This is a genomic window from Actinomadura flavalba DSM 45200, from assembly GCF_000374305.1.
In the GTDB taxonomy this organism is placed as follows: domain Bacteria; phylum Actinomycetota; class Actinomycetes; order Streptosporangiales; family Streptosporangiaceae; genus Spirillospora; species Spirillospora flavalba.
This window is the reverse complement of sequence record NZ_KB894097.1, coordinates 212,673-237,033: the sequence shown is the minus strand read 5'-3', so window position 1 is coordinate 237,033 and position 24,361 is coordinate 212,673. Positions and strand designations below refer to the sequence as shown.

Sequence of the window (24,361 nt, the reverse complement as noted above, 5' to 3'; positions counted from 1 at the left end):
CGCTGTCGGTGCGGTGTCCGCGAGGTGTCGTCGGGGTGGTGTCGCCGTTGTAGCTGGGTGGTTCGTGGGTCGGGTCGGGGTCGTTGTGAGTGTGGGGGAGGGGTCGTGAGAGCGCGTCGGGTGCGGGTGCCGTCACTGCTGGGGGACATGCCGGGGATGGGCGGGGCGCCGGAGCCGCCGCCGGAGGAGCCGGTGCGGCGGCGGTTCCTGTTCGCCGTGCCGCCGGTCGCCGGGAATGTCGGGCCCGCCGCGGCCGTCGCCGCCGAGCTGACGGCGCGCGGGCACCGCGTCACCTGGACGGGGCCCAAGGCACGGCTTGAGGCGGTGCTGCCGCCCGGCGCCCGCGTCCTGCACGCCGACGGCGTCGAGCCGCCCGCCGCGACGCACGCCCTGCGCGGCCCCGCCGCGCTGCGGTCGCTGTGGGAGGACGTGCTCGTCCCGCTCGGGCACGCGATGCTGCCCGGCGTCCAGGCGGCGATCGACCGGTTCCGGCCCGACGTCGTCGTCAGCGACCAGCAGATCCTCGCCGCCCCGGTCGCGGCGCGGCTCAGGGGACTGCCGTGGGCGACGCTGGCGCCGACGTCGGCCGAGTTCACCCGTCCGCTGGCCGCCTTCCCGGCGGTCGAGGGCTGGGTCCGCGACCTCATCGGCGACTTCCAGGACGAACACGGCATCGAAGACCTCATCGACCTGCGGTTCTCCGACCACCTCGTCCTGGTCTTCTCCACCGGCGCACTCATCGGGGACGTGTCGTTCTTCCCCGACCACATCGCGTTCGTCGGCCCCGCGTCCCACCGGGCCCTCGACACCGACTTCCCGTGGGACGCGCTGGACGACGACCGCCCGCTCGTCCCGATCTGGCTCGGCTCGCACGGCACGGCGGGCGAGCCGGGCCGCCGCTTCCTGCGCGCGGCCGTCCAGGCCGCCGCCGGCCTGGACGCCCAGGTGGTCGTCGCGGCGCCCGGCAAGGCGCTCGGCGCCGTCCCGGACGGCGTCGTCGCCCGCCCGCGCGTGCCGCTGGCGGCGCTGCTGGAGCGGTCGGCGGCGTTCGTGACGAACGGCGGCCACACCGCCGTGGGCGAGGCACTGACGCACGGCGTGCCGATGGTGGTGGCGCCCGTCCGCGACGACCAGCCCGTCGTCGCGGGTCAGATCGAGGCCGCCGGGGCCGGAGTCCGGCTCCGGCTCGGCCGCGTCACCGCCGACGACATCCGCGATGCGCTCTTCGACGTCCTGAGCGACGACGCGTACCGCACCGCCGCCGGAACCGTCCGCGACGCGTTCGCCGAGGCGGGCGGCGCCGGTGCGGCCGCCGACCGCCTGGAGAAGCTGACCTGACCTAGACGGCCGGGGGGCGTTCGGCGCGGAGCGCCCGTTCGACCAGCGTCACGGCCCGGGCGAGCTCGGCCAGCCGGGTGCCCTCGGTGCGGTAGGCGTCCATGACGGCGTCGACACCGTGCGGGGGCACCGTGGCGGCCAGGTCGACGCGGGCCGTGCGGAAACCCGTCCGGGCGGCCTCGACGGCGGCCTCGACGTGGTGGCGGGCCATGCGGGCCAGCGCGGACGGGTACCGGCGCAGCACGCCGTACCGCCGGTACTCCGGCGGGACGATCTCCAGCAGCCAGGTGAGCGCCGTGTCGGCGAAGCGTTCCGAGCCCGGCGGATGCACCTGGGGCGGCCAGCCGGACGGGACAGAGGTGCTCACCCCGCCAGGATACCCCGGCGGCCGAACAGATGTTCGAGTGCGGTCACGCGGTGCCGCCGGCCTCCTCCGAACCCGCGCGGCGGATGCGGATGCGCCCCGAGTCGAGGTCGTCGCGGCCGCCGCCGGCCTGCTGGAGGTCGTCCTGGCGGCGCACCTTCTGCGCCTCCTGCTCCTCGATCTTGACCTTGCGGGAGCCCTCGAACGCGGACGCCAGGTCCTCGAACATGCCGCCGCCGAAGCCCGCGCCCGTCTCGCCGTCGCCCCGGATCGCGCCCATCAGCGACGACTTGCCGGTGCCCTCGGTGGGCCACTCGACGACTTCCTGCTCGACGGGCGTGCGCTTGATCGCACGGCCCTTGACGCGCCTGCGGCGGCGAAAGGGTGACTTCACACACACTCCAACGCGATGGTGCCTCGATTTGATCCCGCCGGGCGGATCACGTCCCGAACGACCAGCGGGTGGGCGAACCGGCGAAGTCGGCCTGCCGGAGCCCGAACGCCCGGCTGGGCCGGACGGCGACGGTGGCGTTGACGTCCGGGTCCAGGAAGTCCACACCATAGCCGGTGGAGTACTTGGCGTTGACCAGGTCGATGAAGCGCTGGAGCTCGCGCGGCTCGGTCACGATCTCCGCCTCGCCCTCGATCACCACCGGCTCCTCGGCCTCCTCGGTCGTCACCACCACCTGCGGGTTCAGCCGCAGGTTGCCGAGCTTGCGCGAGGCCGCACTGCTGCTGAACCAGAAGCGTTCCCCGCACCACGCGCCCCACACGGGCATCGCGTGCGGGCGACCGTCCGGGCGGACGGTGCACAGCCAGTAGTACTGGTTCGCGGCGATCCGCTCGACGGCCCACGACCACGGCAGCAGGCCGCTTCCCTCGTCCGGTCCGAGCGTACCGTAGCCGGGCATGTACGGACGGTCGGCGTCCGGCTCCGGCGGCGTGGACCCCGTCATCAGCGTCTCCCCTCGGCGAACCCCTGCGTACCACCATGCAACACCCCCGCCCGCGCGCCGCACCACAGCGCCCGCCCCGCCCGCCGCGCGTGCGTCGCGCAGGGTGGCTCGGCTGGAACGCTCCGGGGCGGTAGCCTGCGGGGCGTGCGCCTCTCCCACGTGATCACGGCCCTGGACGAGCTGTACCCACCGGCCTGGGCCGAGTCGTGGGACGCCGTCGGGCTGACCGTGGGCGACCCCGGGCAGGAGGTCCGCCGGGTCCTGTTCGCCGTCGACCCCCTCGCCGCCGTCGTCGACGAGGCGCTCGGCTGGGGCGCCGACCTCATCGTCACGCACCACCCGCTGCTGCTGCGCGGCGTCACCTCCGTCGCCGCCACCACGCCCAAGGGACGCCTGATCCACCGGCTCGTCACCGGCGGCGTCGCCCTGTTCACCGCGCACACCAACGCCGACGTCGCCGACCCCGGCGTCTCCGACGCGCTGGCCCGCGCGGTCGGCCTCACCGGCGAGCTGCGGCCGATGGTGCCGCGCCCCGACGATCCCCGCCGCGGCCTCGGCCGCATCGGCACCCTGCCCGAGCCGGTCCCGCTGGCGGCGTTCACCGCCGCCGTCGCCGCCGGGCTGCCCGGCACCGCCTGGGGCGTCCGCGCCGCGGGCGACCCCGAGCGTCCCGTGTCCACCGTCGCCGTGTGCGGCGGCGCGGGCGACTCGCTGCTCGACACCGCCCGCGCCGCCGGCGTGGACGCCTACGTCACCGCCGACCTGCGGCACCATCCCGCGTCCGAGTTCGCCGAGCACGACGGCCCCGCCCTGGTGGACGCCGCCCACTTCGCGACCGAATGGCCATGGCTGGCCGACGCCGCGTCCCGGCTCGCGGAGGCACTGCCGCCCGGCACACTGGAGACCCGGGTCTCCACGCTCGTCACCGACGCGTGGCGCCTGCACCACGAAGGAGTGAAGTGAAAGCCGCACCGCACGCGCAGCAGCGTCTGATCGACCTCCAGGAGCTGGACAGCTCGCTGGACCGGCTGGCCCACCGCCGCCGCACGCTGCCCGAACTCGCCGAGATCGAGCGGCTGGAGGCGTCGCTGACCGAACTGCGCGACGCGATCGTCGCCGCCGAGACCGCCGTCGGCGACCTGGACCGCGAGCAGCGCAAGGCCGAGCAGGACGTCGACCAGGTCCGGTCCCGCGCCGAGCGCGACCAGAAGCGCCTGGACTCCGGCCAGGTCACCTCCGCGAAGGACCTGAGCAACATCCAGAACGAGATCACCTCGCTCCAGCGCCGCCAGGGCGACCTGGAGGAGGTCGTGCTGGAGGTGATGGAGCGGCGCGAGGAGGCCGACGCCCGCGTCGGCGCGCTCCGCGACGAGCGCGCCAAGGCGCAGGAGGAGCTGACGGCCCTCGCCGCCCGCCGCGACGAGGCGCAGCGGTCCATCGACGACGAGGCCGAGATGACGCGCAAGGCCCGCGCCGGTGTCGCGGGCGACGTCCCGGACGACGTCCTGGCCCTCTACGAGAAGCTGCGCGCCCAGTTCGGCGGCGTCGGCGCGGCGGTGCTGCACCGGGGCTCGTGCCAGGGCTGCCGGCTGGCGCTGAACACGGTCGACCTGAACCGCATCCGCGCCGCCGCCGAGGACGAGGTCGTCCGCTGCGAGGAGTGCCGCCGCATCCTCGTCCGCACGCCCGAGTCCGGGCTGTGAGCGGCCGCAGGCTGATCGTCGAGGCCGACGGCGGATCGCGCGGCAACCCCGGGCCCGCCGGGTACGGGGCGCTCGTCCGGGACGCGCTGACGGGCGAGGTGCTGGCCGAGCACGCGCAGTCGATCGGGCACGCCACCAACAACGTCGCCGAGTACCGGGGGCTCATCGCGGGCCTGCGGGCGGCGGCCGTGCTCGACAAGACGGCGCGGGTCGAGGCCCGCATGGACTCCAAGCTCGTCGTAGAGCAGATGTCGGGCCGCTGGAAGATCAAGCACCCGGACATGATCCCGCTGGCGCTGGAGGCGCGGGAGATCGCCTCGTCGCTGGGGTCGGTCACCTACGAGTGGATTCCCCGCGCCCGCAACGCCGACGCCGACCGGCTCGCCAACGAGGCGATGGACGCGGCGGCGCGCGGCGAGCAGTGGGAGAAGGCCGAGGTCGAGGAGCCGGGGCCGCCGGTCGCGGCGTGGGCGCCGCCGTCGACCGTCCCGACGACGACGCTGCTGCTGCGGCACGGTGAGACGCCGCTGTCGGTGCAGAAGCGGTTCGCGGGCACGGGCGACCACCCGCTGACCGAGCGGGGCCTGGCGCAGGCGCGGGACGCGGCGCAGGCGCTCAAGGGCCGGGGCGTGGACGCGATCGTGTCGTCGCCGCTGACGCGCTGCCGGGCGACGGCGGCCGAGGTCGCGGACGTCCTCGGGCTGGAGGTGCGGGTCGAGGCGGGGTTCCGCGAGACCGACTTCGGCGCCTGGGAGGGACTGACGTTCGCGGAGGTCGGGGAGCGGACGCCCGAGGCGCTGAACACGTGGCTGGCCAGTCCGGACGTGGCGCCGCCGGGCGGGGAGAGCTTCGCCGACACCGCGCGCCGCGTCGGCACCGCGCTGGACAAGCTGAAGGTGCGGTACCGGCACCGGACGGTGCTGGTGGTGTCGCACGTGACGCCGATCAAGCTGCTGGTGCGGGCGGCGCTGGGCGCGCCGATGGAGGCGCTGTTCCGGATGCATCTGGACGTGGCGTCGCTGTCGTCGGTGCAGTGGTTCGACGACGGCCCGGCGTCGCTGCGGGCGTTCAACGACACGCATCATCTGGCGTGATCGCGCGCTAGGGTGGTGCGCACGGCGGACGAGCCGGCCGGACGGTCGCGTCGGGAAGCGATTCCCGTCGAGGAAAGTCCGGGCTCCACTGGGCAGGGTGGTCGGTAACGCCGACCCGGGGCGACCCGCGGGACAGTGCCACAGAAAGCAGACCGCCTCCGGGCTCCGGCCCGGCGGTAAGGGTGAAACGGTGAGGTAAGAGCTCACCAGCGCCCACGGTGACGTGGGCGGCTAGGTAAACCCCACCCGGAGCAAGGTCAAGAAGGAGCCGCGCAGCAGCTCCGCGCAGGTGCCTGAGGGCGGCCCGCCCGAGCCTGCGGGTAGACCGCTGGAGGCCGCCGGCAACGGCGGTCCGAGATGGATGACCGTCACCCGCCCCCCGGGGGCGGGCACAGAACCCGGCTTACAGGCCGCCTCGTCCGCCGCCCCCTCGGCCGAACCGTGCCGCGGTGGGGGATTCCGGGTGGGCGGGGCGGGGAATCACCGTCGGTGGTCGTGATCCATTCGACGTCTGTGCAGGTGAGGACTCATGTCGTTGTTCGCTCGGTTTCATCAGTGGCCCGCCCGGATCGCCACCGGGGCGTTCATTCTCAACTCGGGGCTGACCAAGGCCAAGGCCGACCGGGAGGCCGCGGAGGGGCTGCACGGGTTCGCGTCCGGCGCGTATCCGTTCCTCAAGGAGCAGGACCCGCAGCGGTTCACCGCGACGCTGTCCAAGGCGGAGATCGCGATCGGGGCCGCACTGCTCGCGCCGTTCGTCCCGACGGCGGTGGCGGGCGCCGCGCTGACCGGGTTCGCGGGCGGGCTCGTCGGCCTGTACCTCAAGACGCCGGGGATGCGCGAAGAGGGCGGCATCCGGCCGACCGAGCAGGGGATTCCGCTCGCGAAGGACTTCTGGCTCCTCGGCATCGGCGCGACGCTGCTGCTGGACGGACTGCGCAAGAAGTGACGCTTGTCACGTACGGCACAACTTCGCGCGTCAACCCCTGAAGACGGCCACTAACTTGCCACGCCGTCCCGGCTCCACGATGGAGGCCCGTGCCGGGAGGTGTGCGTGAACGTGTCCGATTTTCCCGCCACGGCCGTGCCCGCGGTCACGGCCGAGCCGCTGCTGCCGCATCTGGCGGCGGCGGCCGAGGAGATGGTCCGCGAGATCCAGCGGCTCGTCCCCGAGTACGCCCGCCCGGCCGAGAGCCGGTACGGGCGGCGGATGCGGTGGGCCGTCGAGGAGACCGTCCGGCAGTTCGTCGCGGCCATCGGGCAGCGCGAGGTCGCCTGGGACACCGTGACCGGGATCTTCGCCGAGATCGGCGCGTACGAGGCGCGCCGGGGACGCAGCCTCGACGACGTGCAGACCGCGATCCGGGTCAGCGGCCAGGTCGCCTGCCGCCGGTTCATCAAGGACGCCCGGCGGCTCGACTGGCCGCTCAGCGTCCTCGGCCAGATCACCGAGTCGCTGTTCGTGTTCCTGGAGCGCATCGCGGGCGCGGCGGCGAGCGGCTACGCGCGGGCGCAGGGCCAGCTCGCGGGGGAGCGGGAACGGCACCGGTGGCGGCTGCGGGACGTGCTCGTCGCCGACCCGCCCCCCAGCGTGGAGGCGATCGGTGAGCTGGCCGCCGCGGCGGGCTGGGTGGCGCCGCGCACGCTCGCCGTCGTCGCCGCGCGCCCGGCGGCGGGCGGGCGCGCGCCGGTGCTGCCGCCCGCGATGCTCGCCGACTGGCACGCCGACGTCCCCTACCTCGTCGTGCCCGACCCCGCCGGGCAGGAGCGGCTGGTCGCGACGCTGCTCGCGGACGTGCCCGCCGCGATCGGCCCGACCGTCCCGGTGACGCGCGGCGCCGTGTCGCTGCGCTGGGCGCGGGAGGGGCTGGCGCTGCTCGACGGAGGCGCGGTGGCGGCCGAGGAGCCGATCCGCTGCCTGGACCACGTGCCCGACCTGACGGCGTCGCTCGGCGCCGAACTGCTGGAGATGGCGTCCCGCGCCCGCCTCGCCCCGCTGCTCGACCTGCCGCCCGCGCGGCGCGAGTCGCTGCTGACGACGCTGCTCGCCTACATCGAGAACCGGGACAACGCGGTCGCGACGGCCGAACGGCTCATGGTGCACGAGCAGACCGTCCGGTACCGGGTCCGACGGCTCGAAGCGGTGCTCGGGGACGTCATGTACGACCCCGAACACCGCATCGAACTGCTGCTCCTGCTGCACTTCCAGGTGCGGATGCGCGCCTAGTTCGGGCAGGTGTCGCGGTACTCGGCGATGGCGGCGTCCGGCCGGGGCGCCGGGCACAGGAAGCGGTCGTAGCGGGTGTCGTCGTCGACGAACCGCTTCAGCCACGCGATCGAGTACTTGGCGACCGTCGTGTTCGGCGCGACGAACGACGAGTGCCCGGCGCCCTTCAGCTCCAGGTACGCCTTCTCCCGCGCCGCCGTGAGGTTCTGGTAGAACGGCTCGGCGTGCGTGGCGACGCCGGCGATGAAGTCGTTGTCGGCGCCGAAGATCAGCGTGGGGACGGTGACGCGCTGCCAGCCGCGCTCCACGTGCCATGGCGCCAGCGGGATCGCGGTCTTCAGCGCGGGACGTTCCTGCGCGGCGCGCAGCGTGCCGCCGCCGCCCATCGAGTACCCCATGACGGCCAGCCGGGACGCGTCGATGCGGTCCTTGGCGCGGCTGGATGCGACCATGTAGTCGAGCGCCGCGAGGAGCTGCGCGGCGCGCTCGTCGGGCAGGTTCGTCAGGCCGATCGTCTCCAGCGTCATGACGACGAAGCCCTGCGAGGCCAGGCGCGGCCCGTACCAGTCGATGAGCGCCTTGGGGGTGACGAACCCGGGCGCGATGGCGACGGCGCCGAACGTGCCCTGGCTCCGGTCGGTCGGCGCGTAGATCGTGCCGAGGTTGAAGCCGGTTCCGCTGCCCGCCGGGACCTCGATCGTCTCGACGGCGAACGGGCCCTTCTCGGCGGTGACGCTCTGCTCGGTGGGGGCGGGCCCGCGTTCGTAGGGGTTGGCGGCGGCCTGCGCCGGGGCCGCGAGCGTGACGGCGGACAGCAGGGTTCCGGCGGCCAGCAGCGAACGCGCGGCGCGCGGGAGAGCGGCTCTCATGGGGGCTCACCTTCGACGTGGAGTCCTCGCGGCGGGGTGGGGGAAGCGGGGGTGCCGGGAGGTGGAGCCAGCATGGGGCGCGGCGGGGGAGGGGCGCTTCTCGGTGGCCGATACTTCGCGCGCCCGGTTGTTATCGGAGACGGACAAACCGTCCCGTCTCGCCCTCGACGCCGGTAGCGGTGAAAATTTCTCCGGACTTCGGGTCATACGACACAGAATCCTCGGCCTGAGCCGCTTACCGTCGAGATACGGCCGGTCGCAAGGGGAGACCGGCGGTGGTGGCGGGGCCCTGGGAGGCCCCGCGGAGAGGAGGAGCGCTCATGATCATCGTTCTGGCGGTGGCCGCGCTCGTGCCCGTCCTGCTCATCCTGACCTGGCTGGTCGACTTCGCCCGTGCCAGCCGCAACGACGCCCTGTTCACGCCCGCGTCCTCGGCGCAGAACCGCCGAGCCCGGCGCCTCACCGGAATGTACGTTCGCGGGTCCGGCCCGGCGCCGGACGACCGCACCGACGACGACCGCCTCATCAGCCACTGACGGCGGCGCCCTCCCGGCGAGCCCGGGAGGGCGCGTGCGCGGAGACGGCCGACTCCAGGATCGTCCGCGCCGGGCGGGGCCGCGCGCCCGGCGCGGACCCGGACGCAAGGAGCGGGGCCGTCCGGATGGACGGCCCCGCTGGACGGAACGGGCTCAGGCGACCGTGGTCGGGGCCGTCTGGGAGTCGCCCGGGTTGTCCCCGGGGACCGGGGCGAACGTGGTGGACGCCCGGTCGAGGACGCTGACCTGCGCGGACTCCAGGTCGAGGTAGAGGCCGACCAGTTCGACCTCGCCCGCCTCGACGCGCTCGCGCAGCCACGGGTAGGTGAGCAGGTTGTCGAGCTGCTGCGCCACGTTGATCTGGCACAGACGCGCGAGCGGCGGCTGGCCGTCGGGTTCGGTGTCGAGGAACCGCGCGAGGCTGTGGTTGCCGTGGCGCAGCCACCGGGTCAGCGACCGCAGGTGCTCGACCTCGGTGCCGCCCGCCAGCAGCGCGGCCATCGCCCCGCAGTTGGAGTGGCCGCAGACGGTGATGGTCCGGATGCCGAGCACGTTGATGGCGTACTCGACGGTGGCGGCGACCGAGTCGTCGGTGGTCCGCGAGCCGGAGCGCGGGATCAGGTTGCCGACGTTGCGGTTGATGAACAGGTCGCCGGGACCGCTGGACGTGATGATGTTGGGCACGACGCGCGAGTCGACGCAGGTGATGAACAGATGCTCGGGCTTCTGTTCGAACGCCAGCTCGGCCATGATCGGCCGGACGAGTCGCGCGGTACGCCCGTGGTAGTCGCGGACGCCCGCCAGCAGCAGGGCGCTCGGCGAGACACCGGGAGCGTCGAGTTCAGAGGTTTCGCCCCGCCGCCCACGGGTCGCCCACGGCGCCCACCAGCGGGCGGGCGGGGGCGACTTGCGCGGTGAGGACATATCGCCTGTCACAGCTCTTTCATACCAAGACTCGTGCACCTCATCGATGTCCACCCTCCCCCCTTGGCGTTCGTGGGCGAGCCGCCACTGGTGGATCGTGTCGAACGCGGCGTTGTCCATGAAGTCGACGTTCAGGTCGAGATCGACCACGGTGCCCGCCGGAACGCGTTGCAGCGCCGCCGCGACCTTGGGCACGCCGAGGAAGGTGAGCGTCCCCTCCACGACGACGTGCCAGGTGGCCTGGGTGGGCAGGTCGTCGGCGGTCGGCACCGCCTCCTCGACCCGCACCGAGAGCCGGGTGAGCCGCCGCAGCGCCATGATCGCCGCGACCGCTATGCCGACCAGCACCCCCTCGCCCAGGCCGAGCACCACGACGCCGCCGAGCGTCGCGAAGTACGACGGCACCTCGCGGTGGTGGCGCAGGTTGCGGACGTGCGAAGCCTTCACCATCTTCGCGCCGAGCGCGATCAGCAGCGCGGCCAGCGCCGCCAGCGGCACCTGCTCGATGAACGGCCCGCACAGCAGCGCGAGCACGAGCACCCACACGCCGTGCAGGATCGTGGACATCCGGGTGCGCGCCCCGGCCTGGAGGTTGGCGGTGCTGCGGACGATCACGCCCGCGACGGGCAGGCCGCCCAGGAAGCCCGACACCATGTTCGCCGACCCCTGCCCGAGCAGTTCGCGGTCGAGGTCGGTGCGGGCGACGCCGGTGGGCCGCTGCCGGTCGATCGCGACGCTGCACAGCAGCGACTCGACGGCGGCGACGAGCCCGATCGCCAGCACCGCGCCCGCGATGCCGGGCAGCGACCCGGACGGCAGTTCCGGCGGGCCCCAATCGGCGAGCAGGTTGTCGGGCAGGTCGACGCGCGGGGCGTCCGACGCGAGCACCCAGGCGACGCCGGTCGCGACGACGATGGCGGGGAGCGGGCCCGGGAACCAGCGCAGCGCGGGCGGCCCGACCCGCGCCAGCCACGTCCAGGCCAGCAGGACGGCGATCGTGAGCAGCCCGATCAGCGTGGGCTGCCACAGCGGCGCCGCGAGCTGGCCGGGCAGTTCGGCGAGGTTGTCGAGGGCCGACTGCTGCGGGCTGCCGCCGAGCACGACGTGCACCTGCGCGAGCACGATGACGACGCCGACGCCCGCCAGCATGCCGTGCACGACGGCGGGGGAGACGACGAGCGCCGCCCGCGCGACCCGGCACAGGCCGAGGCCGAGCTGGAGCAGCCCGCCCAGGATGGTGATCGTGCAGGTGGCGCGCCAGCCGTAGGTCTGCACCATGCTCGCGACGATGACGGTGAGGCCGGCGGCGGGGCCGCTGACCTGCAAGGGAGATCCACCGACCAGCCCGGCCACGATGCCGCCGACGATGGCGGCGATGAGACCGGCGGCGATCGGAGCGCCCGAGGCGACGGCGATGCCGAGGGAGAGCGGGATCGCGACGAGGAAGACCACGAAGGAGGCCAGCAGATCTCGCCGCAAAGTGGATACGTTGAGTGGCTTTGAAGTCACCTAGCGTAGTTAACCATGATTTCCCGTTGGCAGGGAGAGCCGTGAAGTAAACAGTACGGGACCGCTCCGTTACAGAGCGGTCCCGTATGAGGCGTTTCCTGGTTTTTAGCGTTGGGTGTTAGCGGGAGCGGTAATCGCGGTGGTTCTCCCAGTCGTCCTGCGCGGGCGGGCGCTCGCCCTGCCCGCCCTGGCCGCCGCCGTGACCGCCCTGGCCGTACTGACCGCCGTACTGGCCGTTGTCGCCGGACTGCGGATAGCCGCCCTGCTCCTGGCCGTAGGGGGAGCCGTACGCCTGCGTGGCGCCGGGGTCGTAGCCGCCCCGGCCCGCGTCGTACCCGCCCTGACCGCCGCCGGGCTGACCGCCGCCCAGCGGCTCGGGGGCGTAGCTGCTGCCGCTGAAGTCGCCGTAGCGGCCCGGGTCGGCGGACTGCTGCTCGCCCTGCTGGCCGTAGCCGAGCGGGTCGTCGTAGCGCGGCGGGTCGCCGTAGGGCGCCGTCGGGTAGCCCTCGGCGCCGGAGCTCTGCCCGCCCGTGCCGTAGCCGGACGCGTAGGAGCCCGTGTCGGACTCGTAGCCGGACGACGCGGCGCCGGGCGACGTCGCCGGGCCGGGCGTCCACGACGAGCCGCCGTAGGACGGGGAGCCGCCGCCGAGCGGGTCGCCGCCCAGCGGGTCGGCCGACGCGGTGCCGAACGAGCCCTGCGACTCGTTCGACGGCGCCGACCGGGCCCGGTCGGACTGGATGCGCTGGAGCAGCTCGTCCACGGTCGGCAGCTTGCCGCTGTCGGTGTCGGACGGGCCGGACGCCGCCGGAGCGGGCGCGGCGGGCGCCGGAGGCTGCGCGGGCGGCGGGCTCAGCGGCCCCTGGTCCCAGCTCGCGGCGGGCGCGGCCTGCTCGTCGGTGCGGCCCAGCGGCAGCCCCAGCGGGTCGGACGCGCGCGGGTCGGCAGGAGCGGGCCGGTCGTAGGCGGACGGCACGGGCTGCGCGCCGGACTGCCGCCCGAGCGGGTCGCCGTACGGCTGCTGGTCGTAGGACGACTGCTGCTGCTCGGCGTAGGGCTGTTCCGCGTACGGCTGCTCGGCGTACGGCTTCTCCGCGTAGGGCTGTTCGGTGTAGGGCTGTTCCGCGTACGGCTTCTCCGCGTAGGGCTGTTCGGTGTAGGGCTGTTCCGCATAGGGCTGCTGCTCGGTGTACTGCGGCTGCTGGGGCTGCTCGTAACCGCCGCCCTGCTCGTAGCCCTGGCCGTAGACGGGCTGGTCGTACCCGGGCTTGTCGTAACCGGGCTGCTCGTAGCCCTGGTCGTAGCCCTGGTCGTGGCCGCTCTGGTCGACGGGGATCGGGTCGCCCGCCGTGGCGGTCGGGTCGGCGCCGTAGCCGTAGCCGCCCGACTGCTGCGGGTTCCGTCCGGCGCCGCTCTGCTGGAGCAGGTCGGGCGTGACGGGCTGGGTGAGCGCGGGCGGCTCGGCCTGGCCCTGACCCTGCGCCTGCCCCTGCGCCTGGTTCGCGGGCGGCTGCGCGTTCAGCGGGTCGGCCGCGGGGTCGGATTCGGGACGCTCGCCACCGGCCTGCTGCCAGGGGAACTTGGGCTTGTCGAAGGTGATCGTCGCCCAGTAGTCGTCGTCGCCCATCTCGTCGCTGCCCTGCCCGGACGGCGCGGGCTGCGGCGCGGCGGCCGGGGCGGCGAGCGGCGCGCCGCCACCGGCGACCCGGCGGTCGTGCTCCGGCTGGCGCTGCTGCTGTTCGGGCTCGGGGGCGTAACCGGCGTTGTCCTCATAGCCGTCGTAGCCGTAGCCGTCGTCGCCCTGGTCGTGTTCGGCGGGCGGCGCGGCGCGGCGTCCGCGCGGGGCCGCCTGGGCGTCCTCGTCGGTCCAGTCGTCGTCCTGGCCGCCCTTGCTGGCGCGCATGCCGAGCGCCACGAGGACGCCGACGCAGACCACGACCACGACCAGGCCGATAATCACGATGTTGGATGTCATGCCATCACCCCATGCCTCGGCCCGGCGGGCGTTCCCGGCGCGGGTCCGGAACCCGCGCCCTGCTGCGTGCGGGGCGACCGGTTCCCCGCGGACCTGGAACGATTCTGGCCGACCGCTATGACCGTTGTCACACCATTCGCGCACATATACCCTCGCGGTCCCCTCATGAACGCGCCTACCCGTCGCCCAAGTTCCCGGTGATCCGGCCCCGGCCGATGGTGTGCTCGGCGATCGCGGCGAGCGACTCCTTCAGCGGGGCACCGGCCCGGAACGGGGCGGGCGCGTCCAACGCGTAGATCGTGAAGCGGTACCGGTGCCGTTCGCCCTTGGGCGGGCACGGCGGCGTGTAGCCCGCCTTCTTGCCGGTGTTGAGCCCCTCGACGGTCTTGTCGAGCTGGGTGCCCTCGACGAGTTCGTGCTTGTCGCCGTCGATGCCCGCGTACACCCAGTGCACGTAGGCGCTGTCGGTCGCGTCCATGACGATCGCGAACGACCTCGTGGCGGTGGGAGCGCCCGACCACCGCAGCGGCGGCGTCTGGCCGTCGCGGCCGTTGCCCGCGTAGGCGCGGCAGCCGAACCGGGCCGGTAGCTCGCCCTCGTCCCGGAAGGCCGGGCTGGTGACGGTGAACCACTCGGTGAGTTCGGCGCTCGCGTTCTCGGGCTGGCCGATCAGCGCGCAGCCGCCGAGCGACCCGGCGAGCGCGAGCGCGCTCAGGGCCGCTGCGGCCGGACGGCGGTCAATGCTCATGGTGATTCGCTCCCGCGCGAGATCGTACGCCGTGCGGCGCCGGCTGCGGGTGGTCCCGGCCGGCTCGTGCGGCGTCGGCCGTCGCCGGCGGCGCCCCCTTCCTCGTCCGCCCCAACCTTAGAGCGTGCGCGGTAGTGGAACGGGCTTTTCCCTGCTTGCTTTGCCCTGCTCGCTTTGCCGCGCCTCCGGCGCGGCGGGGCCAGGGCCCCTTCAGTGCCGCCTCGGAGGGCATGATCATCCTCCCTTCGGTCCGGAGGATCATGCCCTCCGAGGCGGCACGGCCCTGGCCCGGCCGGGGGGCGGGAAGGTCGCGCGTGTGACGTTGGCCATGGGATATTTGGGGTCGTTTGTCCGTTTAATCGGGAAGGAGTGGTGAAGTTCACGGCGTGGGTGCGGTCCAGGTTGCTGATTTGGAAACTTCCGAGGTTCTTTCATGGTCTTTGGTTGGCTTTTGGTCCGTGCCATCGGCTAGCTTGTGAATGTCTTCACAAGCCGACCGTGACATTGGAGGCCGCAATGGCCAGGACCGCCGAGGGAACCCCTGGCGCTCCCCACATCCTCATCGTGGGTGGCGGCTATGTGGGCATGTACACCGCACTGCGGTTGCAGAAGAAGCTGCGCCGCGAGCTGAAGCGGGGCGACGTGACCATCACGGTCGTCGACCCCAACTCGTACATGACGTACCAGCCGTTCCTCCCCGAGGCCGCCGCGGGCAACGTCTCGCCGCGCCACGTCGTCGCGCCGCTGCGCCGGGTCCTCCCGCGCTGCACCGTGCGCAACGCGCGTGTGACCGAGCTGCACCACGCCGAGCGATGGGCGATCGTCCAGCCGCTCGCGGGTCCGCCGGAGCGGATCTCCTACGACTACCTGGTCATGGCCGCCGGCTCCGTCTCCCGGACGCTGCCGATCCCCGGCCTGGCCGAGCACGGCATCGGCTTCAAGACGATCGGTGAGGCGATCCACCTGCGCAACCACGTCCTCGCGCAGTTGGAGATCGCCGAGTCCACCGACGACGAGGAGATCCGCCGCAAGGCGCTGACCTTCGTCTTCGTCGGCGGCGGCTTCGCGGGCGTCGAGGCGCTGGCCGAGCTGGAGGACATGGCCCGCGGCGCCGTGAAGTACATGCGCAAGGTCACCGCGCAGGACCTGCGGTTCGTCCTGGTCGAGGCCGCCGACCGCATCCTGCCCGAGGTCGGCCCCGACATGGGCAAGTGGACCGCCGAGCAGCTTCGCGGACGGGGCATCGACGTCAAGCTCAAGACGTTCCTCCAGTCCGCCGTCGGCGGCGTCGTCGAATGCTCGGACGGGAGCAGCTTCCCCGCCGGGACGCTCGTGTGGACCGCCGGTGTGAAGGCGTCGCCGGTCGTGCGCAACTCCGACCTGCCGCTCAGCGACCGCGGCCAGGTCAAGGCGACCGAGTACCTGACGGTCGAGGGCGTCGTCCGCGCCTACACCGCCGGGGACAACGCGCAGGTGCCCGACCTGACGCAGGAGGGCATGTACTGCGCGCCCAACGCCCAGCACGCGGTGCGCCAGTCCAAGGTGCTGGCCGACAACCTCGTCCGGGCGCTGCGCGGCAAGTCGCTCAAGCCGTACGTGCACAACAGCGTCGGCTCGGTCGCGGGCCTCGGCCTGCACAAGGGCGTCGCGAACACCTACGGGATCAAGGTCAAGGGCTTCCCGGCCTGGGTCATGCACCGCACGTACCACGTGTCGCGCGTGCCGACCTTCAACCGCAAGGTCCGCGTGCTCGCGGACTGGACGCTCGCGCTGTTCTTCAAGCGCGAGACGGTGTCGCTCGGCAGCATCGAGCAGCCGCGCGCCGAGTTCGAGCTGGCCGCCCTCGGGGACGCCAAGCCGAAGACCGAGGCCAAGCCCGCCTCCTCGGAGACGGCCGCCTGACACGCGTGTCCCGACGCCCCGCCGGTCATCCGACCGGCGGGGCGTCGGCGTCGTCCGGGGAGTTGGGGCAGAATCGGACGCCGAGCAGGGAGGAAGGTCACATGGCACTCGGGGTCGGTGCACGTCCGGTGCCCGCCTTGCGGCGGTACGTCGACTCGTACGTCGGTTTCGATCTCCGCGGGCTCCCGGCGGGGGTGCACTCCGGCCCGCCGAGCCGCGTTCTCACCGCGGTGATCAGCCTGTCGGACCCCTTGGAGCTGGCGGCGGGTGTCGGGGACGGGTCACCGGTCACCCGGTTCGACAGCGTGGCCGCGGGTCTGATGGACCGGTCCGTCGCGATCCACCACGACGGACGCCAGCTAGGCGTGAAGGTGGCGCTGACGCCGCTCGGGGCCCGGGCCGTCTACGGCGTGCCCGCCGCCGCGCTCGCCCAGCGGCTGGTCCCCCTGGACGAGATCCTCGGAGCGCCCGGCGTCGAACTCACCGACCGGCTCCGAGCGGCATCGACCTGGGCGGCGCGGTTCGCCGTGCTGGACGAGGTGCTCCTGCGCGCCGTCGGCCGTGGCTCCGGCGGCGACCCCGCGCGCCGGATGCGCCCCGAGGTGGCCGAGGCGTGGCGCCGCCTCGTCGCCGCGCGGGGCCGCGTCCAGGTCGGTGCGGTCGCGGCGGAACTGGGCTGGAGCCGCCGCCACCTCACCGAACGGTTCCGCGGCGAACTGGGCCTGTCACCGAAGTCCGTCGCCCGCGTGCTGCGCTTCGAGCACGCGCACGACCTGGCGACGGCGCGCGACCGGCTCCCGTGGGCCGAGGTGGCGACCATCGCCGGCTATGCCGACCAGTCCCACCTCGTGCGGGACTGGAGCGTGTTCACGGGCCGGACGCCGACGGCCTGGCGCCACGGCGAGGTCCTGCTCGGGACTGCGTAGCCGCCGCCCAGCGGGTGTTCCCATTCGTTCAAGACCACCCGGTCACCGAAGTACGACGATCGTCGGCATGAGACTCGTCAACGCATCGGACACCCTCGACCTACGAACCACCCCCGTGCACCTCGGACGGGGATCGACGGCGCGATCCGTCGAGGGCTTCGCCTGGGAGCCGGACGTGCTCCGGGCCTACAGCGCCGCGGTCGCGGCGGACGGCGCCGAGGGCCGGATGGTGATGATCTTCGACGGCGACGGCCCCGGCGAACACTGGGAGAGCCACCCCGCCGGGGACGAACTGGTCGTCTGCCTCAGCGGGTCGGCGACGGTCACCCGCGACCGGGACGGCGTGCCCGAACGCGTTCTGCTCGGGCCCGGCGAGGCCACCGTCAACCCCGCCGGGGTCTGGCACGCGGTCGACCTGAACGGGCCGACGTCCCTGCTGACCATCACCGCCGGACTGGGCACCGACCACCGTCCCCGCACCGGCGCGCCGGAACCGGACGCATCATGACGACGCGCGTCGCCTGCCTCGGGGACAGCCTCACCCGCGCCCTGATCAGCGTCGACTACCTGGACATCCTCGAACGCCGCCGCCCTCCCGGCGACCTGCGGCTCGCCCGGTTCGGCACCAACGGTGACTTCGCCTACAACCTCTTGCAGAACCTCGACGCCGTCATCACCGATCCGCCCGAGGTCATCACGGTGCTGATCGGGACCAACGACGCCCGGGCGAGCCTCGCCGGTGACCGCGTCGATCAGCTCATGAAACGCAAACGGCTCCCCGAACGCCCGTCGGCCGGCTGGTTCCAGCAGTGCCTGGGCGCCGTCGTCGAACGACTGCGAGCGGAGACCGACGCGACGATCGGCCTGCTGTCGCTCCCGGTTCTCGGCCAGCGGCTCGACGACGAGGCGGCGCGGGCGTCGCGACGGTACAGCCGGATGATCGCGGACGTCGCCACCGCCGAGAAGGCGATCTACCTTCCGCTGCACGAACGCCAGACCGAGGAACTCCGCCGAGCGGACCCGCCGCCGATTCCCTACCGGGACGTGACCCCGGCGGCGGGCCTCGGCGTCCTCGTCCAGCACGTGGTGCTGCGCCGCGACCTCGACACGATCTCGCGACGCCGGAACCTCGTGCTCACGACCGACCACATCCACCAGAACAGCCGGGGCGCCACCCTGATCGCCGAGGTCATCGACACCGCTCTCCTGACCCGGGACGAGTAGGCGGTTCCCCGCCCGCGCCCAGACGCGCCCGCCCGCTCCCGGACGTGCCTGGCCGCGCCCGCTCGCACCCGGACGTGTCCGGCCGCGCCCGCCCGCACCCGGTCGCGCCTGGCTGCGCCCGCCCGTGCCTGGCCGTGCCCGCTCGCACCCGGACGTGTCCGGCCGCGCCCGCCCGCACCCGGACGTGTCCGGCCGCGCCCGCCCGCACCCGGGCCCGCCCGCTCCCGCCCGTGCCTGGCCGTGTCCGGCCGCACCCGGACGTGTCCGGCCGCACCCGGACGTGTCCGGCCGCACCCGGCCGCACCCGGCCGCACCCGGCCGCACCCGGGCCCACCCGTTCCCGGACGTGCCCGGCCGCGCCCGCCCGCACCCGGCCGCGCCTGGCTGCGCCCGCCCGTGCCTGGCCGTGCCTGGCCGCCCCCGGCCGCGCGACGACGTCGCGTTCCCATCGCCGGGCCCGGCCCGGACGACGTCCGGGCCCGTGCGGCGACCCGTTCGCCGGGCCGCCGGGCCGGGCGCCGCGCGTTCGGCCTCAGCGGGTCCTCAGCGCGTGTCCCGACGCCCCGCCGGTCATCCGACCGGCGGGGCGTCGGCGTCGCCCGGGGACTTGGGGGAGAATCGAACGATGCGCGTCGCGATCCTCGGACCGGTCGAGGTCACCGCCGACGGCCGCGCCGTCGCGGTCGCCGGGGCGCGGCTGCGCGCCCTGCTCACGCTGCTCGCCCTCGACGCGGGACGGTTCGTGCCCGCCGCCGACCTCGTCGACGCCCTGTGGGGCGACGACCCGCCCGCTCCGAACGCGCTCCAGTCGCTCGTGTCGCGGCTGCGCGCGGCGCTCGGCCGCGACGCCGTGGACTCCCGGCCCGGCGCGTACCGGCTCGCCGTCCCGGCCGACGCCGTGGACGCCCGCGTCTTCCGCGCCGAGGTCGCCCGCGCCCGCGCGCTGCCGGACGCCGCCGCCCGCCGGGACGTCCTGGCCGCCGCGCTCAAACTGTGGCGCGGCCCGGCGCTCGCGGACGCGCTCGGGACGCCCGCCGCCGACGCGCGCGCCGTGCCGCTGGAGACGCTGCGCCGCGCCGCGACCGAGGAGCGCGCCGACGCCGCCCTGGCGGTCGGTGAGCACGCGGCGCTGATCCCTGAGCTGGAGGCGCTCGTCGCCGCCGACCCGCTGCGCGAGCCGCTGCGGGCACTGCTCGTCCGCGCCCGGTACGCGGCGGGCGACCAGGTGGCGGCGCTCGCGGAGTACGACGCGATCCGGGCGCTGCTCGCGGACGAGCTGGGCGTCGATCCCTCGCCGGAGCTGGAGGCGGTGCGGCTCGCCGTGCTCCGGCAGGACCCGGCGCTGCGCCCGCCGCGGCGGGAGGCGCCGTCGTCGGCGCTGACCAGCTTCGTCGGCCGCGACGCCGACCTCGCCCGGATCGCCGAACTGCTGGAGACGTACCGGCTCGTGTCGCTGACCGGTCCGGGCGGCGCGGGCAAGACGCGGCTGTCGCTGGCGGCGGCGGCCCTCGCCGGTGGCGACACCGGCGTGGTGGAGCTGGCGCCGGTGACGGACGCGGCCGAGGTGGCGGCGGCGGCGCTGAACGCACTGGGCCTGCGCGAACGCATCGTGCTGCCGGGGCAGCGGGCCGGGCCCGCCGACCCGCTCGACCGGCTCTGCGCGGGGCTGCGGGGGCGCCGGATGCTGCTCGTCCTGGACAACTGCGAGCACGTGCTCGACGCCGCCGCGCGGCTGGCCGACCGGGTGCTCGCCGAATGCCCCGGCGTGCGGGTGCTGACGACGAGCCGCGAAGCGCTGGGCATCACAGGCGAGGCGGTCTGGCCGGTGCCGCCGCTGGCGCCGGAGAACGCCGTCGCGCTGTTCGCCGACCGCGCGGCGGCGGCCGTCCCCGGCTTCGCGGTCACGCCGGAGAACGCCGCCGACGTCGCCCGCGTCTGCCGCGCCCTCGACGGGATGCCGCTGGCGATCGAACTGGCGGCGGCACGGCTGCGGACGCTGCCGCCCCGGCTGCTCGCCGAACGGCTGGACGACCGGTTCGCGCTGCTCACCGGCGGCAGCCGCACGGCGCTGCCCCGGCACCGCACGCTGCGCGCCGTCGTGGAGTGGAGCTGGGACCTGCTGGACGAGCGCGAACGGCTGCTGTGGCAGCGGCTCGCGGTGTTCCACGGCGGCGCCACGCTCACCGACGCCGAGGAGGTCTGCGCCGGGGACGGCCTGGCCCGCGCCGACGTCGCGGCCACGCTGTTCGCGCTGGTGGAGAAGTCGCTCGTCACGGTGGACGGTTCCGGGCGCTACGGGATGCTGGAGACGATCCGGGTGTACGGGCTGGAGCGGCTGGCCGCGTCCGGCGGCGAGGACCGCGCCCGCCGCGCCCACGCGCGGGCGTTCGCGGCGCTGGCGTCCGCCGCCGAACCGCACCTCACCACCGACGGTCAGCTCACCTGGATCGCCCGGCTCACCGCCGACGACGACAACCTCGCGGCGGCGGCCCGGTACGCCGTGGAGGCGCGCGACACGCGCACGGCCCTGCGGATGTGCGCCGACCTCGGCTGGTACTGGCTGATGACCGGGCGGTACGACGAGGGCGTGGAGCACCTGCGGCAGACGCTCGCGCTGCCGGACGCGCCCCGCGACGAGACCACCGCGCTCGCCTACGTCTTCGGGGCGCTCAACCTGATGGACCTGCCGGGCGAGGGCGACGCCGGACGGACGTGGCTGGCGCGCGGCATCGAGATCGCGGCCGGGCTGGGCCGTCCGCCGCGCCATCCCAAGCTGCGGCTGGCCGCGACCGCGTTCACGGTGATGTTCGGCAACTGGAACGCCGAGGCGCTCGGGCTCGCGGGCGTCGGGCCGCACGAGCGCGCCACCGTCGAGGCGCTGGTCCCGCTGTTCGCCGACGAAGACGCCTGGACGCGCGGTTTCGCGCACTTCCTGCACGGCGTGGTCGTGCTGAACTTCGGCCTGACGGCGGGGCTCGCGGACGACTTCGCGCACGCGGAGAAGGCGTTCCGCGAGTCGGGCGACCGGGTCGGGCTGTGCCTGGCGCTGGCGGCGCGCGGCGAACTGCTCGGCCGGGAGGGGCAGCACTCCGCCGCCGTCGCGCTCCTGGAGGAGGCGCTGACGGTGTTCGACCTGGTCGGCGGCAGCGCCGACATGCGGTCGATGCCGCTGACGCTGCTGGCGAACGAACTGCATCTGGCGGGCCGCGTGGACGAGGCCGTGGCGCTGCTGGAGGACGCGCTGGCCACGGCCGACGGCCGCCTCCAGCCGGAGGCGGTCAGCACGATGCACTACCGGCTGGGCGAATTCGCGCTGCGGGCCGGGCGGATCGACGACGCGCGGCGGCTGCTCGACCTGGCGCTGACGCTGCCGCCGGGCGTGCCGGCGCCGCGCGGGCAGTGGAATACGCTGTGCGCCCGCGCCCACGTCGACCTGGCCTGCGGCGACGTGCCCGCCGCCCGCCGCCGCCTAGCCGAGGCGCTGCGGCTGACGTTCCCGGTCGGTGAGCAGCAGGGCGTCGCCTACATCCTGGCGAGTCAGGCCGCCCTCGACCTGCACCTGGGCGACCCCGTGCGCGCGGCCGAACTCCTCGGAACCGCCGAGGCGCTGCGCGGCGGCCACGACCTGTCCCAGCCCGACGTCACCGCGACCGAGGAGTCCGTGGCGGCGGCCCTCTCTCCCACCGACCACGCCGCCGCCCGCGCCCGCGGCCGAGCCCGAACACGCGACGAGATCACGTCCCTCATCACCGACCCCCCACCCTGACCCCACCCGACAACTCGGCCCACCGCACCCGCCGCAGCCCGCCGGCCGACCGATCCAACGGCCGCACGAAGACGTCGTGCGGGCGCGCCGCCCTGAGCTCACCCAGGCGTCGGGCTCGCCGGACGACCGGTCTGCGGGCGCCCGGAGACGTCCCCCGCTGGTTCCCGGTGGCTCTGCCCGCCGCGGGCGTCGCGGCTCGGATGACCCGATCTGCGGGCGCGGGCGTGCGGAGATGTCGTGGCGGGCGGAGGCGCGCGGCCGGGCGCGCCCGCGCGGCGGGGCCGTCCTTGGAGGGCGGCCCCCGCCGCGCGGGGGTGCGGCGCGGCTGACGGTGTCAGGAGTGCTTGCGGAAGCGGGCCATCGACAGCGGGACGAAGATGGCCGCGAAGACCGCGCCCCACGCCAGCGCCCACAGCGCCGGGACCAGGACCGGCTGGCCCACGGCCGGGTTGACCACGTCGTGGCCGACCAGCAGGCCGCGCAGGGCGTCCGCCAGGTGGGAGACGGGGTTGGCCTCCATGACCGTGCGAATCCAGCCCGGGTAGGCGTCCGAGACCGGGATGAAGGCGTTGGACAGGAACGAGATCGGGAAAATGATCACGAACCCGAAGATCTGCACCTTCTCCGGATCGCGGACCGACAGCCCGACGAACACCGACACCCACGAGAACAGCAGCGCGAACGCCAGCAGCAGGAAGAACGCCGGGATCAGCGCGAGCCAGGTGGTCTCGATGCGGAACCCGATGAGCAGGCCGATGACGAGCACGATGAACATCGACCACGCCTGCTTGCCGGTGTCGGCGATGATGCGGCCCATCAGCGGGGCGCTGCGCGCGATCGGCAGGCTGCGGAAACGGTCGAAGACGCCCTTGCTGACGTCGGTGTTGAGCCCGATGCCGGTGGTCATCGACGCGAACAGCGCGTTCTGCACGATGATGCCGGGAATGAGGATCGGCATGTAGGCGCTGACGCTGCCCGCCATCGCCGGGCCGAACACGTACGAGAACAGCAGCACGAACATGATCGGCGTGATGCTGAGGTCGATCAGTTCCATCGGGTTGTGCTTGATCTGGACGAGGTTCCGCCAGGTCATCGTGAAGGTCTGGCGGATCGCCTGCGGCGGCGAGACGCTCTTCTCGATCGTCCCCGCCCGCTCGGGCGCGAGTGCGGTGGTCATGCGGACGTCTCCTTCGTGGCTCCGGCGGCCAGCTCGTTCGCCTCGGCGTCGATGTCGTCGGAGTGGTGGCCGGTCAGGGCGAAGAACACCTCGTCGAGGCTGGACTTGCGCAGCGCCAGTTCGCCGACGGCGATGCCGGCGTCGTCGAGGCGGCGCACGACGGCGGGCATCATCGCCGGGTCGGCGATGGGCACCGACACCAGGCCCTCGCGGACCTCCGGCGGCGCGTCGGCCAGATCGCCGACGATCGCGGCGACGGCCTCGCCGTCGCCCGCCTGGATCGGCCGGACCTCCAGCGTCTGCCCGCCGACCTGCGCCTTCAGCATGTCGGACGTGCCGTGCGCGATGATCTCGCCCCGGTCGATGACGACGATGTCGTCGGCGAGCTGGTCGGCCTCCTCCAGGTACTGCGTGGTGAGCAGCACGGTGACGCCGTCGGCGGTGAGGCCGCGTACGATCTCCCACAGGTCGCCCCGGCTGCGCGGGTCGAGACCGGTGGTGGGCTCGTCCAGGAAGAGGATCTGCGGCCGGCCGACGAGGCTCGCGGCCAGGTCGAGCCGGCGGCGCATGCCGCCCGAGTAGGTCTTGGCGGCGCGTTCGGCCGCGTCGGTCAGGGCGAAGCGCTGGAGCAGCTCGGCGGCGCGGGCCTTGGACTCGTTCCGCGAGAGGCCCAGCAGACGCGCGATCAGCACCAGGTTCTCGGTGCCGGTCAGCATCTCGTCGACGCCGGCGTACTGGCCGGTGAGGCCGATGAGCTGCCGGACGCGGTGCGCCTCGGTGCGCACGTCGAAACCGCCGACCTCGGCGTGGCCCGCGGTGGCCTGGCTGAGCGTCGCCAGGATGCGCGTCATCGTCGTCTTGCCGGCCCCGTTGGGGCCGAGCACGCCGAGGACGGTGCCGGCGTCTGCCGTCAGGGAGACACCGCGCAGCGCGTGGGTCTCGCCGAAACGCTTCTCCAGACCTTCGGCCCGGATGGCGTGGGACATGTGGAACTCCTTACGGATGGTCTCTGCTGGGCCACACGTTCGTTACTCGCCGCCGCGGCAAGCCAACTTAGGCGCCGAAGCGCACGACCCGCATCCAGTTTTCTGCCCGCCGCTGACAGGACGCTGAGATGTCGCCG

21 protein-coding genes and 1 other RNA gene are annotated in these 24,361 nt (G+C 74.0%); 13 read left to right on the top strand and 9 right to left on the bottom strand.

Translation table 11 applies throughout. The annotated features are described in order from the left end of the window. Positions 1-105: 105 nt before the first annotated feature. The gene (locus C229_RS0119815) at positions 106-1,338 is read left to right on the top strand and encodes a glycosyltransferase (RefSeq protein ID WP_155884940.1); all 1,233 of its coding nucleotides are present in this window, start codon (positions 106-108) and stop codon (positions 1,336-1,338) included. A gap of 1 nt (position 1,339) precedes the next feature. Here the strand turns inward: C229_RS0119815 and C229_RS0119810 are convergent, their stop codons facing one another. The 3 genes from C229_RS0119810 to C229_RS0119800 are packed head-to-tail and all read right to left on the bottom strand — an operon-like array spanning position 1,340 to position 2,658. Further along, positions 1,340-1,705, bottom strand: coding sequence for a hypothetical protein (locus C229_RS0119810; RefSeq protein ID WP_026313959.1), 366 nt, complete (start codon positions 1,703-1,705; stop codon positions 1,340-1,342). Between the two features lie 43 nt (positions 1,706-1,748). Continuing rightward, a complete protein-coding gene (locus tag C229_RS0119805) occupies positions 1,749-2,096 on the bottom strand; it encodes a DUF6191 domain-containing protein (protein ID WP_018656844.1) in 348 nt (115 codons plus the stop codon). A 46-nt stretch (positions 2,097-2,142) separates the two neighbouring features. Beyond that, positions 2,143-2,658, bottom strand: coding sequence for a pyridoxamine 5'-phosphate oxidase family protein (locus C229_RS0119800; RefSeq protein WP_018656843.1), 516 nt, complete (start codon positions 2,656-2,658; stop codon positions 2,143-2,145). Positions 2,659-2,802: 144 nt separating this feature from the next. Here C229_RS0119800 and C229_RS0119795 point away from each other — a divergent pair, with 144 nt between their 5' ends. From C229_RS0119795 to C229_RS0119775, 6 genes are all read left to right on the top strand, one after another. Continuing rightward, positions 2,803-3,621, top strand: coding sequence for a Nif3-like dinuclear metal center hexameric protein (locus C229_RS0119795; protein ID WP_018656842.1), 819 nt, complete (start codon positions 2,803-2,805; stop codon positions 3,619-3,621). Then, positions 3,618-4,361, top strand: a complete 744-nt coding sequence (locus tag C229_RS0119790; protein ID WP_018656841.1) for a zinc ribbon domain-containing protein — start codon at positions 3,618-3,620, stop codon at positions 4,359-4,361. The genes C229_RS0119795 and C229_RS0119790 overlap by 4 nt, the downstream gene beginning before the upstream one ends. After that, positions 4,358-5,455 carry a bifunctional RNase H/acid phosphatase gene (locus C229_RS0119785; RefSeq protein WP_018656840.1) on the top strand — a complete coding sequence of 366 codons (1,098 nt, stop codon included), beginning with the start codon at positions 4,358-4,360 and terminating at the stop codon, positions 5,453-5,455. The genes C229_RS0119790 and C229_RS0119785 overlap by 4 nt, the downstream gene beginning before the upstream one ends. Positions 5,456-5,484: 29 nt before the next feature. Next, positions 5,485-5,877: RNase P RNA component class A (rnpB, locus tag C229_RS33060), an RNA gene on the top strand. A 107-nt stretch (positions 5,878-5,984) separates the two neighbouring features. Further along, positions 5,985-6,404 carry a hypothetical protein gene (locus C229_RS0119780; protein WP_018656839.1) on the top strand — a complete coding sequence of 140 codons (420 nt, stop codon included), beginning with the start codon at positions 5,985-5,987 and terminating at the stop codon, positions 6,402-6,404. Between the two features lie 105 nt (positions 6,405-6,509). Next, entirely contained in the window at positions 6,510-7,682 is a 1,173-nt protein-coding gene (locus tag C229_RS0119775; protein ID WP_018656838.1) for a PucR-like N-terminal domain-containing protein, read from the top strand. On the opposite strand, the gene C229_RS0119770 is transcribed toward C229_RS0119775, so the two are convergent. Continuing rightward, positions 7,679-8,551, bottom strand: a complete 873-nt coding sequence (locus C229_RS0119770) for an alpha/beta hydrolase family protein (protein ID WP_018656837.1) — start codon at positions 8,549-8,551, stop codon at positions 7,679-7,681. The genes C229_RS0119775 and C229_RS0119770 overlap by 4 nt on opposite strands. Positions 8,552-8,871: 320 nt before the next feature. Here C229_RS0119770 and C229_RS0119765 point away from each other — a divergent pair, with 320 nt between their 5' ends. Then, entirely contained in the window at positions 8,872-9,087 is a 216-nt protein-coding gene (locus C229_RS0119765) for a hypothetical protein (RefSeq protein WP_018656836.1), read from the top strand. 153 nt (positions 9,088-9,240) lie between these two features. Here C229_RS0119765 and C229_RS0119760 read toward each other — a convergent pair whose 3' ends face one another. The 3 genes from C229_RS0119760 to C229_RS0119750 form a co-directional block, all read right to left on the bottom strand. Next, positions 9,241-11,490, bottom strand: coding sequence for a SulP family inorganic anion transporter (locus C229_RS0119760; RefSeq protein WP_240487347.1), 2,250 nt, complete (start codon positions 11,488-11,490; stop codon positions 9,241-9,243). A gap of 148 nt (positions 11,491-11,638) precedes the next feature. Continuing rightward, positions 11,639-13,495 carry a hypothetical protein gene (locus C229_RS35825; RefSeq protein ID WP_020608194.1) on the bottom strand — a complete coding sequence of 619 codons (1,857 nt, stop codon included), beginning with the start codon at positions 13,493-13,495 and terminating at the stop codon, positions 11,639-11,641. Positions 13,496-13,670: 175 nt separating this feature from the next. Then, a complete protein-coding gene (locus C229_RS0119750; protein ID WP_018656834.1) occupies positions 13,671-14,243 on the bottom strand; it encodes a YbhB/YbcL family Raf kinase inhibitor-like protein in 573 nt (190 codons plus the stop codon). A gap of 516 nt (positions 14,244-14,759) precedes the next feature. On the opposite strand from C229_RS0119750, the gene C229_RS0119745 reads away from it, so the two are divergent. The 5 genes from C229_RS0119745 (at position 14,760) to C229_RS35020 (ending at position 22,061) form a co-directional block, all read left to right on the top strand. After that, positions 14,760-16,145, top strand: coding sequence for an NAD(P)/FAD-dependent oxidoreductase (locus tag C229_RS0119745; RefSeq protein WP_033424571.1), 1,386 nt, complete (start codon positions 14,760-14,762; stop codon positions 16,143-16,145). A 101-nt stretch (positions 16,146-16,246) separates the two neighbouring features. Then, the gene (locus C229_RS0119740; RefSeq protein WP_026313957.1) at positions 16,247-17,071 is read left to right on the top strand and encodes an AraC family transcriptional regulator; all 825 of its coding nucleotides are present in this window, start codon (positions 16,247-16,249) and stop codon (positions 17,069-17,071) included. Between the two features lie 67 nt (positions 17,072-17,138). Continuing rightward, positions 17,139-17,579 (top strand): cupin domain-containing protein, encoded by a 441-nt coding sequence (locus C229_RS0119735; RefSeq protein WP_026313956.1) that lies wholly within the window; start codon positions 17,139-17,141, stop codon positions 17,577-17,579. Next, positions 17,576-18,295 carry an SGNH/GDSL hydrolase family protein gene (locus tag C229_RS0119730; RefSeq protein WP_018656830.1) on the top strand — a complete coding sequence of 240 codons (720 nt, stop codon included), beginning with the start codon at positions 17,576-17,578 and terminating at the stop codon, positions 18,293-18,295. The genes C229_RS0119735 and C229_RS0119730 overlap by 4 nt, the downstream gene beginning before the upstream one ends. A 625-nt stretch (positions 18,296-18,920) precedes the next feature. Further along, entirely contained in the window at positions 18,921-22,061 is a 3,141-nt protein-coding gene (locus C229_RS35020) for an ATP-binding protein (protein WP_018656829.1), read from the top strand. A 334-nt stretch (positions 22,062-22,395) separates the two neighbouring features. Here C229_RS35020 and C229_RS0119720 read toward each other — a convergent pair whose 3' ends face one another. Then, positions 22,396-23,238, bottom strand: coding sequence for an ABC transporter permease (locus C229_RS0119720; RefSeq protein ID WP_018656828.1), 843 nt, complete (start codon positions 23,236-23,238; stop codon positions 22,396-22,398). Further along, positions 23,235-24,224 carry an ATP-binding cassette domain-containing protein gene (locus C229_RS31190; RefSeq protein WP_018656827.1) on the bottom strand — a complete coding sequence of 330 codons (990 nt, stop codon included), beginning with the start codon at positions 24,222-24,224 and terminating at the stop codon, positions 23,235-23,237. Before C229_RS31190 ends, C229_RS0119720 begins: the two co-directional genes overlap by 4 nt. Positions 24,225-24,361 lie beyond the last annotated feature (137 nt).